The sequence below is a fragment of the Aeromicrobium sp. P5_D10 genome, assembly GCF_054049535.1.
Genome location: NZ_JBFUME010000011.1, coordinates 111,304 through 124,928, shown reverse-complemented (window position 1 = coordinate 124,928; position 13,625 = coordinate 111,304). Strand labels below are relative to the sequence as shown.

General features: G+C 62.7%; 8 protein-coding genes. 3 read left to right on the top strand and 5 right to left on the bottom strand.

The window, feature by feature from the left end; translation table 11 throughout:
• Positions 1–84 precede the first annotated feature (84 nt).
• Positions 85–4,614, top strand: coding sequence for an ATP-dependent helicase (locus tag ACXJKC_RS18970; protein ID WP_456698311.1), 4,530 nt, complete (start codon positions 85–87; stop codon positions 4,612–4,614).
• The gene (locus tag ACXJKC_RS18965) at positions 4,607–5,377 is read left to right on the top strand and encodes a DNA-formamidopyrimidine glycosylase family protein (protein WP_456698310.1); all 771 of its coding nucleotides are present in this window, start codon (positions 4,607–4,609) and stop codon (positions 5,375–5,377) included. Before ACXJKC_RS18970 ends, ACXJKC_RS18965 begins: the two co-directional genes overlap by 8 nt.
• Before the next feature lie 47 nt (positions 5,378–5,424).
• On the opposite strand, the gene ACXJKC_RS18960 is transcribed toward ACXJKC_RS18965, so the two are convergent.
• Positions 5,425–6,897 carry a flavin-containing monooxygenase gene (locus tag ACXJKC_RS18960; RefSeq protein WP_456698309.1) on the bottom strand — a complete coding sequence of 491 codons (1,473 nt, stop codon included), beginning with the start codon at positions 6,895–6,897 and terminating at the stop codon, positions 5,425–5,427.
• A gap of 108 nt (positions 6,898–7,005) precedes the next feature.
• Here ACXJKC_RS18960 and ACXJKC_RS18955 point away from each other — a divergent pair, with 108 nt between their 5' ends.
• Entirely contained in the window at positions 7,006–7,617 is a 612-nt protein-coding gene (locus tag ACXJKC_RS18955) for a vitamin K epoxide reductase family protein (RefSeq protein ID WP_456698308.1), read from the top strand.
• A gap of 21 nt (positions 7,618–7,638) precedes the next feature.
• On the opposite strand, the gene ACXJKC_RS18950 is transcribed toward ACXJKC_RS18955, so the two are convergent.
• The 4 genes from ACXJKC_RS18950 to ACXJKC_RS18935 form a co-directional block, all read right to left on the bottom strand.
• A complete protein-coding gene (locus ACXJKC_RS18950) occupies positions 7,639–7,926 on the bottom strand; it encodes a 4a-hydroxytetrahydrobiopterin dehydratase (RefSeq protein WP_456698307.1) in 288 nt (95 codons plus the stop codon).
• Positions 7,927–7,975: 49 nt separating this feature from the next.
• Positions 7,976–9,169: an SIR2 family protein gene (locus ACXJKC_RS18945; RefSeq protein WP_456698306.1), complete on the bottom strand. Its 1,194-nt coding sequence runs from the start codon at positions 9,167–9,169 to the stop codon at positions 7,976–7,978.
• 184 nt (positions 9,170–9,353) lie between these two features.
• Positions 9,354–10,667 (bottom strand): carboxypeptidase-like regulatory domain-containing protein, encoded by a 1,314-nt coding sequence (locus tag ACXJKC_RS18940; protein ID WP_456698305.1) that lies wholly within the window; start codon positions 10,665–10,667, stop codon positions 9,354–9,356.
• 87 nt (positions 10,668–10,754) lie between these two features.
• Positions 10,755–11,939, bottom strand: a complete 1,185-nt coding sequence (locus ACXJKC_RS18935) for a hypothetical protein (protein WP_456698304.1) — start codon at positions 11,937–11,939, stop codon at positions 10,755–10,757.
• Positions 11,940–13,625 lie beyond the last annotated feature (1,686 nt).

The following is a 13,625-nucleotide window of genomic DNA, read 5'->3' as shown; positions in this document are numbered from 1 at the left end:
GCCACCCTGCCAGGCCTTCCTGAGTGCAGTCTCTCAGTGCTGTCTCCCAGTGCAGTTGTCGGACCCGGCTGACACCATGGACGTATGACAGGCCCACTCGATCGATTCGCTCCGGCGACCCGCGAGTGGTTCGGCGAGTCATTCAGTTCGCCGACCCCTGCTCAGGAGGGCGCCTGGGACGGCGTCGGCGGCGACGATCATGTGCTGGTCATCGCCCCTACCGGGTCGGGCAAGACGCTGGCCGCATTCTTGTCGGCGATCGACCGGCTGATGCACGCCGGGGAGTCCGAGGGCACGCGAGTCCTCTACATCTCGCCGCTCAAGGCGCTCGCGGTCGACGTCGAGCGCAATCTCCGGTCGCCGCTCGTCGGTATCACTCAGGCTGCGGCCCGGCGCGGCGACGACTATCGCGAGGTCACGGTGGGCGTCCGCTCAGGCGACACGTCGCAACGCGATCGGCGCGCCCTGGTCTCACATCCGCCCGACATCTTGATCACGACACCCGAATCGCTGTTCCTCATGCTGACGTCCGCGGCCCGCGAGACGCTGCGCGATGTCGACACGGTCATCATCGACGAGATCCATGCCGTCGCCGGTACCAAGCGCGGTGCTCATCTCGCCCTGTCGCTCGAGCGCCTCGACGCCCTGCTCGACACACCGGCTCGACGCATCGGGCTGAGCGCGACGGTCCGACCGCATGACGAGGTCGCCCGGTTCCTGGCCGGATCGGGTCGTGTCCGGGTCGTCGCACCCGAATCGCCGAGCCGACTCGAGATGCAGGTCGCGGTGCCGGTCGACGACATGACCCAGCTTCCGGCCCGACCTTCGACCGGGTCGCCGGACGGCGCCGACGATTCTCCCCGCGGCTCCATCTGGCCCCATGTCGAAGAGGCGATCCTCGAACGCATCCTGCAGTTTCGTTCCACGATCGTGTTCGTCAACTCACGCGGTGTCGCCGAACGCCTGACCGCCCGGCTCAACGAGGCCTACACCGAGCTGACGGGTGACGGTGCCGAGCGGCCTCCGGCCAAACGCGCACCGGCACAACTCATGGGCGGCAGCGCCCAATCAGACGGGGCCGAACCGGTTCTTGCCCGGGCTCACCACGGCTCGGTCAGCAAAGATCAACGCGCCGGTATCGAAGACGACCTCAAGTCGGGGCGGTTGCGTTGTGTCGTCGCCACGTCGAGTCTCGAACTCGGCATCGACATGGGTGCCGTCGACCTGGTGATCCAGGTGTCAACCCCGCCGTCGGTCGCCAGCGGTCTTCAACGAGTCGGCCGTGCGGGTCACCAGGTCGGCGAGCTGTCGCGCGGAGTCATGTTTCCGACGTCCCGGCAAGACCTGCTCGGATCCGCCGTCACCTCGGCGCGCATGCAGGCCGGCCTCATCGAACGGCTCGACATCCCGGCCAATCCGCTCGACATCCTCGCCCAACAGACGGTGGCAGTCACGGCCCTCGAGCCGATCGGGGTCGAGGAATGGTTCGACATCGTCCGCCGCAGCGCGCCATTCGCGACGCTTCCGCGCTCGGCCTTCGAGGCGACGCTCGACCTGCTCTCCGGCCGGTATCCGTCCGACGAGTTCGCCGAGCTTCGCCCCCGTCTCGTGTGGGACCGCGAGGCCGGAACCCTCACCGGACGTCCCGGCGCGCAACGCCTCGCCGTCACCAGCGGCGGCACGATCCCCGATCGCGGCATGTTCGCGGTCACCTTGGCAGCCGGCTCCGAGGAGTCCGGGCCACGCAAAGTCGGTGAACTCGACGAAGAGATGGTCTACGAGTCACGGATCAACGATGTCTTCGCGCTCGGCGCCACGAGTTGGCGTATCCAGGAGATCACCCACGACCGGGTCGTCGTCACGCCCGCATTCGGCGAACCTGCACGGCTGCCGTTCTGGAAGGGCGAGAGCGTCGGGCGTCCCTACGAACTCGGTGAGGCGATCGGTGCATTCGTCCGGGAGTCAACCGCTGCGACCCCCGCAGGGCTGCGCAAGCGCACTGACGCCTTGGGCCTCGACCGCCAGGCGTCCGACAACCTCGCCGCCTTCCTGACCGACCAGAAGCAGGCCACAGGGCAGGTGCCGTCCGACCGCACACTGGTCGTCGAACGCTTCCGCGACGAGCTCGGCGACTGGCGGGTCGTGCTGCACTCACCCTATGGTCGCCGGGTCCACGCGCCGTGGGCGCTCGCGGTCGCCGCTCGGATCCAGGAACGCTTCGGTCTCGACGGTTCGGTCGTGGCCAATGACGATGGCATCGTGGCGCGCATCCCCGACACCGAGCTGGAACCGCCGGGCGCCGACCTGTTCGTGTTCGACGTCGATGAGCTCGACAAGATCGTCACCGAAGAAGTCGGCGGTTCAGCCTTGTTCGCGGCGCGGTTCCGCGAGTGCGCGGCACGAGCGCTGCTGCTCCCCCGTCGCAATCCAGGTTCTCGCGCACCGCTGTGGCAGCAACGCCAGCGTTCGGCCCAATTGCTCGACGTCGCCCGCAACTATCCGAGCTTCCCGATCCTGCTCGAGACCGCTCGCGAATGCCTGCAAGACGTCTACGACCTTCCAGCCCTCGCGGCGTTGACGCGGCGTATCGCTTCGCGTGAGGTCCAGATCGCCGAGGTCACGACCGACAAGGCATCGCCCTTCGCCCAGAACCTGCTGTTCGGATACGTCGCGGCATTCCTGTACGAGGGCGACACGCCGCTGGCCGAGCGTCGTGCCGCAGCGCTGACACTCGATCCGTCCTTGCTGGCCGAGCTGCTGGGCCGCACCGAATTGCGCGAGTTGCTCGATCCCGATGTCATCGAACGTACTGAGCTGGAGCTGCAACGCCTGGCCGACGATCGTCGGGTCAAAGGGCTTGAAGGCGTGGCCGATCTGTTGCGGCTGCTCGGGCCGCTCGAACTCGACGAGATCGTGGCGCGGGTCGACGGCGGCGACTCCCAGCAGATCGCCGGGTGGCTCGAAGAGCTGCAATCGTCACGCCGGGTCATCGCAGTTTCGATCGCCGGCACCGCCCGCTGGGCCACAGTCGAAGATGCGGGACGCCTGCGCGAGGCGCTCGGAGTCGTGATCCCGCTCGGTGTCGCTGACGCACACTTGACCGCGAGCGCAGACCCGTTGAGCGATCTGATCTCACGGTTCACCCGTACCCACGGCCCGTTCACGACCGACGACGTCGCTGTGCGTTTCGGCATCGGACCTGCTGTCGCCCTTCAGGTGCTGCGCAGGCTCGCCCGCGACAAACGTCTGACCGAAGGCGAATTCCGGCCCCATGCGACCGGCTCCGAATGGGTCGAGCCCGGAGTGCTCCGTCGCCTCCGGTCCCGATCGCTGGCCGCTGCCCGTCAACAGGTCGAGCCGGTCGACGGCACGACGTTCGCGCGTTTCCTCCCGTCATGGCAGGGAGTCGGCGGCTCCCTCCGTGGACCCGATGGCGTCCTCGCGGTGATCGACCAGCTCGCCGGACTTCCCCTTCCAGCCTCAGCCTGGGAATCGCTTGTACTACCGGCCCGCGTCCGCGACTACACGCCGGGCATGCTCGACGAGCTGGCCTCGGCAGGCGAGATCGTGTGGACCGGAGCAGGCACTTTGCCGGGCAATGACGGCTGGATCCAGTTGCACCCGGCCGACCTCGTGCTGTCCCAACTAGCCGGATTCGAGCCCGACTCGCTCCATGCCTCCATCGTGACGGCACTCGACGGCGGGGGCGCCTTCTTATTCCGCCAGCTGGCCGAAGCGGTGGCCTGCGATGACGACTCGCTGATCGTCCCGGCGCTGTGGGATCTCGTCTGGTCCGGCCACGTCAGCAATGACACCTTCACCCCGATTCGGGCGATGGTCAGCCGCGGCGGCGCCCACCGCACGACCCGAGCGGTTCCTCGAGCCCGCGTGCACGGCCGCCGGATCCGGTCTCCGCGAGTGGCGTTGCAGGGGCCACCGACTGTCAGCGGGCGCTGGTTCGCGTCCACTCCCACTCTGACCGACTCGACCAGCGTCCAGCTGGCCCGCGCCGAGGCACTTTTGGGCCGTTACGGTGTCGTCACACGCGGATCGGTCATGGCTGAGTCGACCCCCGGCGGATTCGCAGGTGTCTATCGGGTCCTGCGCGAACTCGAGCAGACCGGCGCTTGCCTGCGCGGCTACTACATCGAGACCCTCGGCGCGGCCCAGTTCGCCGCCCCAGCGACGATCGACCGTATGCGCGGCTCCTCGTCCGACGATGAAGCCCCATCTGCCGAGGCTGCGATAACCCTCGCAGCAACCGACCCGGCCAACCCATACGGCGCGGCTCTCCCCTGGCCCGACCGGGTCGGGGAGGACGATGCGGCACGTCATCGGCCGGCCCGCAAAGCTGGCTCGATCGTGGTTCTGCACGACGGCCGGCTCGTGCTCTACCTCGAGCGCAGCGGTAAGAAGGCCCTGGTGTTCGACGACGAGCCGGCCCGGCTCGCTGCGGCTGCCGCTTCGCTGGCCTCGACCGTACGGGCACGACGCATCAGCAGGCTGACCATCGAGACCGCCGGTGGTCGCAGTATCGCGTCCACACCCCTTGGCACAGCACTGGCCGAGGCCGGCTTCGAGGCGACGATCAAGGGCCTGAGACTCGATGCCTGAAGGCGACACCGTCTGGCGTGCCGCACGCCGGCTACGCGATGCCCTCGAAGGTCGTGAACTCACCCGCACCGATTTCCGGGTTCCGGCCCATGCGACGCTCGACCTGTCCGGCCAGCTTGTCGACGACGTCGTCAGCCGCGGCAAACATCTGTTGATCCGCGTCGGACGGCACTCGATCCACACCCACCTCAAGATGGAGGGGGTCTGGCACGTGTACTCCCACGACCAGACCTGGCGACGTCCAGCCCATCAGGCCCGCGTCATCCTCGAGACCGCCGACCATCAAGCCATCGGCTTCGCCCTCGGGATCACCGAGGTCGTCGACCGGCACGCCGAAGGTCTCGACCACCTCGGACCGGACCTGCTCGGTCCGGACTGGGATATCGACGAGGCGATCGGTCGGATCACCGCCGACCCGGCCCGACCGGTCTTCCTGGCTCTGCATGACCAAAGAAATCTCGCCGGCTTCGGAAATGAATACGTCAATGAGATCTGCTTCCTCAGCGGATTGCTACCGACCCGTCCGGTGGGCGAAGTCGACGTCGCCCGGGTGATCGAGCGTGGCCGCCGCATGATCATGGTCAACCGCGACCGCCCCGAACGGGTGTTCACCGGTGTCATGCGCTCGGGTCAGATGCACTGGGTGTTCGGCCGTGATCGTCGCCCCTGCCGCCGCTGTGGCACAGCAATTCAACGCGGCGAGCTAGGCAACGTCCCGACTCAGATGCGAAACACCTTCTGGTGCCCCCACTGCCAAACCTAACCGCCCCACCCCCAAGATGTCGGCGGTTTTAGGTCGTCCCCCGCCGGTTATCGACCCACAACCGCCGACATCTTGGCCGCGCGGCCGAAGACCATCGCCTCGTCGAGATCCGTCCGCTTCATATCCCATGAGTCGAGCAGCCAGTTCTGCCTGATCGTCCAGGGCGAGCTAGCCCCCTGTTGCGGCAACAGTTCGGCGACACGGGTGACATATCCCGATGTGAGGTCCAGGATCGGTGCCGAATCGCCTGAGGCTCCATGGGGATCCGGCATCGCGAAATCGTGGCCCAGAGCGTCGATGCGGTTGATCAGCCGGCAGACGTACTGCGACGACAGGTCTGCTCGCAGTGTCCACGACGCGTTGGTGTAGCCCACGCACCAGGCGAAGTTCGGCAGCCCGCTGAACATCAGCCCCTTGTAGACATACAGATCGTGCGGATCGATCGTCCGGCCGTCGACCTCGATCGAGATCTGACCCATCGCAACGACCTGAAGCCCCGTGGCGGTCACCACGATGTCGGCATCGAGATGTCTACCGGAGTTGAGCTCGATACCGGTCGCGGTGAAACCGGCGATCGTGTCGGTGACGATCGAAGCCTGTCCCTTGCGGATCGATCGGAACAGATCGCCGTTCGGGACGATGCACAGACGCTGGTCCCACGGCTTGTAACTCGGCGTGAAGTGCGTCATGTCGGTGCCCTCAGGCAGTTGCCCCTTGGCACGTGCCAACAAGACCTTCGTGGCGAGTTTGGGGAACTTGCGGCAGAACAGGTAGAAGCCGATCGCGACCATGGCGTTCTTGCGGCGGATCGCCCGGTGCGCCAGCTTGGCCGGCAGCACTTTGCGCATCAGCTGGCCGAGCTTGTCGACGTCAGGCAGCGTCGTGATGTAAGTCGGCGAGCGCTGCAGCATCGTGATGTGCGAGACGTCGTCGGCCATGGACGGGATCAGCGTGACTGCGGTAGCTCCGCTGCCGATCACCACGACCTTCTTGCCGGCGTAGTCGAGATCCTGCGGCCAGAATTGCGGGTGCACGACCTGTCCACCGAAGTCGTCCATGCCGGGGAAGTCGGGGGTGAACCCGGTGTCATAGCTGTAATACCCGCTGCAGAGATAAAGGAACGACGCGGTCTTCACGATGGTTTCGTTGCCGACGCGAGAGGTCACGGTCCAACGCGCATCTTCGGACGACCACGAAGCGCTCTGCACACGGTGTCCGAACCGGATGTGCTGTTGGATTCCGAACTCGTCGGCCGCATCCTCGATATACGTGCGAATATCGCTGCCGTCCGCGATCGATTTGGCATTGGTCCACGGCCGAAACGGGAAGCTCAAGGTGTACATGTCCGAGTCCGAGCGGATTCCGGGGTAGCGGAACAGATCCCAGGTGCCGCCTACCGCTTCACGCGACTCGAGGATTTCATAGGTCTTCGTGGGGCATTGTTCCTGCAGGCGGTAGGCCGCGCCGACGCCCGACAGACCTGCCCCGACGATGATCACGTCGACGTGCTGAGAACTCATGAGATCCCTTCCACATACCGTTGGTATGTGGAACTGTAACCCACAGTCACGGCTTTGGCTATCACGAGGGTCAACACCGAGTTGCAGTTCGCCTCTAAGATCACTGTCATGACTGCGCAGACGCACGAGGTCGACGCCGACCTCAAGACTTACGGGCCCTCGGACCGCGGCCTCGGCTGGTTGTTGACGATCGGCGGCGCCATCGGGCTGCTGTCCGCGGCGATCTTGATCATCGAGAAGATCGAGTTCCTCAAGCACCCCGAGAAGGCGCTGGGCTGCGACATCAACGCCTTCGTCAGCTGCGGCGGAGTCATCAACACCGACGAGGCATCGGTGTTCGGCTTCCCCAACCCTTTGATGGGGGTCGTCGGATTCGCGGTTGTCGTGACAATCGGCGTCCTGGCGATCGCGCGGGTCCAGCTCCCGGCCTTCATCTGGCTCGGCCTGCAGGCCGGCGCACTGTTCGGGATCAGCCTCATCACCTGGCTGCAATGGCAGAGCATTTACGACATCGTGAAACTCTGTCCCTGGTGCATGGTCGTCTGGACCGTCATGATCGCGATCTTCGTGTGGCTCACTGCACGCAACTTGCGGGAGTTCTTGCCCGAGAACCCGATCACCCGTGTCGTCACCGACTGGACGCTGTTGATCAACATCCTCTGGTACGTCGCCGTCATCGCGGCGATCTGGTTCCAGTTCGGCAGCGATCTCTGGGCCTGAACCGGCCCAGTTAAGTCCGGGTCAGCTTGCCGCGGCCAACCGGTCGAGCACCTTGGCCAGACGAACGTCGCGATCGGTCACTCCCCCGGCATCGTGACTGGTGAGCCGCACATCGACGCGGTTGTAGACGTTGGTCCATTCGGGGTGATGGTCCATCTCGTCGATCGGTCCCACCGCACGGTTGATGAACGCAATCGCTGCGGCGAAGTCGGTGAACTCGAATGACTTCACAACCGCCTCGCCTTCTTGTGACCAGCCCGGAAGAGTTTCAAGCGCTGTTTCGATCTGGTCATCAGTGAAAGCTGTCATGGCTTCACGGTAGTGGCGAGACCCACAGATGCAACCCCGGGGCGGCAGGTCAGTGCGATCGGCCGACCCAAGTGAGCCATTCCTGCGATCCGGGCGCCAGCTGTATGCCACCTCGGGAAATCGTGAGAAACCCGGACGGCGCTTCGTCGAGTTCTGCGTCGTATCCCAATGCGTCGAGTATCGCTGTCTCCTTCAGATCATCACCATGGGCCACCACCATGATCTGAGTCTCCGTACGCTCGCGCTCTCGCCACACTTGGCGCAGAACATCATTGACGCACTGATCACGAAATGAGTAGCCGGCGATGATCCATCGGCCGGACGTTCTGAGCTGCTCCCGGAACTGGTCATACGCGATCGAGAACGGGGGCTCGGCGACTGTCATGTTCTTGTGATGCTGATTCGTCAGCACGACCACCGGCTCCCAGTTGGTCTTCCCGGCGCGCCAGGCCGCCCAGAACCCGTCAGATCGCAGCGAACTTATCTTGAATCGGAACACCTGACCTTCGTCTTGAGGCTCCGGCGACCGCAACCACGAGACCGAGCCATGCAGATGCAGCAACAGAACCTTCTGCTTCCTGATGAACTCTGCGTCGAAATCCGACGCCGCTCGCAAGGGATGGCCGACTCTTTTCTTGCCTTCTCCGACGATGTCGCGCTGGACCTTCTTGTGTGTCCTGCCATCAGCCATGTCACAGACCTTTGGATCCTGCTCAGAGATCAGCGCTTTCATCACCAAACTGTCGTAGTTCAGATTCGCGATCGTGATCTTGCTTTCTTCGCCTGCTGCCGCGACGATCGCGTCGACGAAATCGGTGATGACATGCATGTCCGGCTCGCTCGCAAAGGCACGTTCGTCGATCGTCTCCAAAGCGATGCTCACCCCGGTTCGACGCACATCTTCGAAGAAGGCGGCTGTGCCTTTGAGGTCGGACTGGACATCCTCACTCGCCCGAGTGGCAAGGTGACTCAACGCGGAGAAGGCTTTGATCGTCTCGCTGAGACGATCGAGCGGGCCGAACAGCGCTTCGAAGTCCTCCCTGGCACTGTCCGCGGGCAGGTCGTTGACCAGGCCGAGCAATGCTTGCGACGCATCCCCGTCACCGCCCTCGTTGATCTTTTCGATGATGGCCGCTGTCAGCTCCCTCATCGCAAGTTCAGTGTTGAACGCGACAGAGACGCCATTCCCGATCAGCGCCACCACGTCTTGGCCGTCCGCCGCCGACTGCTCACTCAATGCCATAGGGACCAAACTATTCTGCCCTGCTTCAAGCCGCGACAGCGTACTCATCGAGATCCCGGCCTCGCCGGCCAACTCGGCGAGCGTGAGGCTACAAGCGTTGTCGCAGTGGTTGGAGCCGTGGTCCGACCGCATGTCGTCGTGCGCACCACCCGGCTCGAACCGGACGGGGTCTAGTCGACGACCGCTACTTCACCGCGATCGAATAGCTTTTGGCCAGCCCTTGAGTGCTGCTGGTTCCCGAGTAGGTTGCGGTGAACTTCTGCTTTCCTTTGGGCAGGCTCTTCAGGGCAATTGTTGCCTTGCCCTTGACGAGTTTGACCTTCTTGGAGTTGCTGCCAAGAGCCAATGTCATGGTGCCATTCGAGGCGCTTCCGGTCGCCTTGCGGGTGATCTTGAAGACGATCTTCACCGAGCCCTTGCCGACTGTGGTCTTCGTCGCGATGGCGGCCCGCGACTTGAGCCTGACGTTGACGCCGGTGGTCTTGGTGCCTCCCACGATGTTGAAGATCCGAGCGCCTGACGCCTGGGTCGCGCCCCCGGCGTACTGCGTAGCCCAGACCGACCTTGAGTCGTTGAATCGGACGACATAGGCCCCCGACTCCAAGCCCGACATCGAGAAACGCCCGGTCGACCGAGACACATCACTCCCGTACTGGAGACCCCGATCCTGGCCGGTTGCCCTGACACCGATTCCCTTAATCGGCCTGCCGGAGGTGTCTGTCACCTTTCCTCCCATGGTCGAGACCTTCTCGGTCAAGACGGTGGGCGACAACGCCCGCCGCTCCCCCGCAGTAAGCGTGAACTTGAGCGTGCCGGTCTGCGAATCACAGCGCGTCAGGACGCCTGCCGTGAATTCGTAACAGCGTCGGCCATACACATCTCCCCCTGAAATAGCCACATGGGGGTACGCACCTGGCTGAAGTCCGCTAAGCGTGAAGGTGCCATCGGGCCTGACCACAGTCGTCCTGTTGGGACGCAATTCCTCGGCGTAACCCGGATCAGAAGCGTCGTCATCTATTCCAGCTCTCACGTCGAAACCTGCCGGCGAGCCTCCGTCCGAGCGCGTGACTTTCCCGGTGATGATGGCGGCAGGCTTGAGCTGAAAGTTCTGGGTGATCGTCTTACCCTTCTTGACCACGACGTAGGCAGCATGCCTGACAGTTTTGCCAGAGCGATCCGTGGCAACGACGGCGTAGCTAAAGTACTTTTTCGTGTTCTTCGGCTGGGGCGACAGGCCCGAGAAGGAGAACTTGCCGTCCTTCCCGGTATTGACTGTCTTGAGCCGTCGGTAGTTCGTGATATCTCCTCCACGGTCGGAAAAGACCGCACGGAACAGCTGCACTCTCGCGAAATCCAACGGCGCACCCTCAACTGTCACAACCCCCTTGACACTGCCGGTCGATGCCGCCGTAGCCGGCATCGCGAGTCCGGTCATGACAAGCGCGACGACGGCGAGAACCGCTCCTAGGAACGTGCGAACAGATGGGCGTGACGTCATGCGGGGCCTCAATTCAGGGTGGTGCCATTCGGACACCTCGTCACAAACCTAACCCACCGATCATGACGTGTGAACCGCCCCGGTGTCTCAGCCGAGGTCTGCGAGACTCCACATAGTCAGATAACTCTTGTCTGTGCTCGCGAGCTCAGCCAAGTCCGGGACGGGGATGGATCTTGTACGTTTTCCAGTGACTACGTTGTAGGTCTCGAGTGTTGCCTTGCCGCGACCAGCATCGGTACCCACAATGTTCAATCGATCTTCCGTCCAAGTGGCGACGACACGGTCTGAGTTCATCATCTCCGTACTTACCTGACCATGATTTCGCCACTTTTTGGTACGCAGATTTGCTGAGAGAATGTGGCCGCTGTGGTCCACAGTGAAGATGGCGCCCTCGTAGAAGTGCGTCCCGGTGCCGGCGTTGCCCACCGCTGAGTCATCGGCGCCACCCCACATGGAGTCGGGATACTGCACAACTGCCGTTGACTGGTGCTTGCCGGTCTTCAGGTCGATAGCGCTGAGGTGAACAGTCTCGCCGGGCGAATCGGCGTCGACGCCATATATGAGTTCGAGAAACCAAAGTTTGCCGTTGACGGCGAACATATTCCTCCCCGAGTCGAATTCTGATTCGTCAGGGTCGCCATATCTCCACGTGGATACCTTGCKAGTCGAGCTCTGTGCACGCAGATCTGTGGCGTAGAGAGTGACCTCACCCTCTGAGGTGCTTTCCGCTGCGTTCAACGAGAACAGATCTGATCCGCCAATTCCCATCGCACCTGGAACATCAGGCATCACGGAATGAACTACCGCTTTGTCGGCTTCCGCGTAAATATCAGTGATGTATCCGTCGTCGCCATATCCAGTGTTCAGGACCGTCACAAAAGACCCGTCTCCGGAAACGCCTGACCATACCCCCGAGGGAGCATCATCCCTGGCATCGAATTGCCTCGTCTGGTAGCCCTTGCCAATGATCCGCATCTCGTTGGCCGTAGGGATCATCAGCTCGCCCGGCCTACTAGCGATCTGACCGACGTCGAGTGCATCCGATTTCGCCAGAACAGTACTGCCATCCTCGCGGATTAGTACTACCACCGATTTTTGATCTGAGTCATCCATTTCAGGCATGGATGACAAGAAGACCGCCGCCTCGAAGTCCTTAAGGTATTCGGCTTTGCCGATCTCCTGAAGTGACAAGAGCTCCGGTTCGTGGTTCGGGGAACTTGAACTACAACCAGCCAAACAAGCCAACAGGAGGCTACCGATAGTCAGCTGCACGCAGAGATTAGGACGTGTCATAAACATCAGTTGTGCTCGCATCTCGGATTTCGGATTTCGGATTTCGCCAGTTTCAGTGGTCGTTGGGGACGATCGGGCCACCAGATCGTCGCACGCATCGAAGGCAGACGCGGGTAGGCATCAACCGTCCCGCGTGTCACTTGGACACTGGCTTTAGTCAGCGTCATCTGCAGGAGCTGCGGGGATCCCCTACTGCTCGCAGTGCTCGCAGCGTGGGCCCACTCGATTCACTGCGTCTATAGAAATGATTATGACCCCAGCAAAAACCGCGGAGGTCATAATCATTTGTGGAGCTCGCGGAAATCTATTCGAAGCAGGCACACCCAACTTCTCAGTGGCGACGAGTCCTCGATTACCAGCTTCCTCCCGAGACACGACAAGTTGTCGGTGCAGTGCCGCGCAAGCTCTCGCAACGGCTATCGACACATCACGTGCAGGAGATTGTCGACGGCTACAAAGCAGGTCAGGACTCCCGGCAACTCGCCTCTCGGTTCAGGATCTCGCCGCCAAGCGTTCTGCGTCTTCTTCATCAGAACGGAATCAGCGTCCGGAAACGCGGAGCCAGTTGACTCACACCCGTCACCTCTCGGACTGCCGCATGACTAGGCCGAGATGTCAGCCAAACCACGGGCTGTCCCAACCAATCCCACGCGAGCAGACCCTAGGTCTGAGTCGTGCCGCTCACGAGGCAGTACCTGATTCTGTCGCAAAGCGAAGGGTAGCGAGCTCCAAATCGCAAGTAGCACCAAGACTGCCATCGTCGCCGACATCGCGGCGACCGAAAGATCGTCCAGCCGTGATATTTGCGGGGTTCTTCCCTCAACAGTTTCAGCCTGGTCAAAAGCGATACCCCACACAATCCGCTGTGCGACGCTCGACACCGTTCCCGCTGTCCAAGCCAGGACTGCCAGAACTAGGGCCGAAATGCGGAGAGCCGGGACCCACTTCCGGGTAGATAGATACACCACTGCAACCAACGAAGCCGCTGGCATAGCAAACCACGGCGAAGGATTTGCGAGGACGAAGGAGAGCTCCCACCCCACGATCGCGATGAAGGCTACTCCGGAACTTAGCCTCGATCCACCGATGTAGTTGTGGTCTGATCGGCGTGTGAAATAGGAAATGCCCTCGTGTTGCAGGAAAATAGGGCGGCGCAGATGATGTGCATGGCCAGGTCGTCGACGTTCTCGCGTGCTCTTCGGGTCGGGTCCAGATGATACTTGTGAGTATCACGGATCCAACGGTAGGTCGGGGGTACGACAGATCTCGATGAAGTTCCACCGGGCGGCCGCGGGCGCGAACTTCCCGATGTTCTGGCCTGCTTATGGCGCCCGATCTCATCCGAGAACGGACGCCATAAGCACTCGTCGTCTACAGCATTCCGGGACTCTCAGGGACCCCGAATGGAGGACTAACCGGCCAGATAGCGGCTGCGTCGGCGCGAACATGTCCGAACAGTTCCGGTATGCCTTCGTTTTTGGCTCGATCTAGAATTTCTCGTAGATCACCCCTACGCAGTGCGGCGAGACAGCCGTTGCACACGAAGACATAGTCTCCGAATGGTTGGCTTTCAAGCAACTGGTCTATCTCGATCTGATGGTTGGCAGGGGCGTCGCACACGGAACACATGGAGGGTTCGTCGTCAGTTTCGGCCTCTGGCTGGGA

What these genes read in the sequence shown, in the direction of transcription:
- ACXJKC_RS18970 (WP_456698311.1), top strand. Translation starts at nt 85, where the DNA reads ATGACAGGCCCACTCGATCGATTCGCTCCGGCGACCCGCGAGTGGTTC.
- ACXJKC_RS18965 (WP_456698310.1), top strand. Translation starts at nt 4,607, where the DNA reads ATGCCTGAAGGCGACACCGTCTGGCGTGCCGCACGCCGGCTACGCGAT.
- ACXJKC_RS18960 (WP_456698309.1), bottom strand. Translation starts at nt 6,897, where the DNA reads ATGAGTTCTCAGCACGTCGACGTGATCATCGTCGGGGCAGGTCTGTCG.
- ACXJKC_RS18955 (WP_456698308.1), top strand. Translation starts at nt 7,006, where the DNA reads ATGACTGCGCAGACGCACGAGGTCGACGCCGACCTCAAGACTTACGGG.
- ACXJKC_RS18950 (WP_456698307.1), bottom strand. Translation starts at nt 7,926, where the DNA reads ATGACAGCTTTCACTGATGACCAGATCGAAACAGCGCTTGAAACTCTT.
- ACXJKC_RS18945 (WP_456698306.1), bottom strand. Translation starts at nt 9,169, where the DNA reads ATGGCATTGAGTGAGCAGTCGGCGGCGGACGGCCAAGACGTGGTGGCG.
- ACXJKC_RS18940 (WP_456698305.1), bottom strand. Translation starts at nt 10,667, where the DNA reads ATGACGTCACGCCCATCTGTTCGCACGTTCCTAGGAGCGGTTCTCGCC.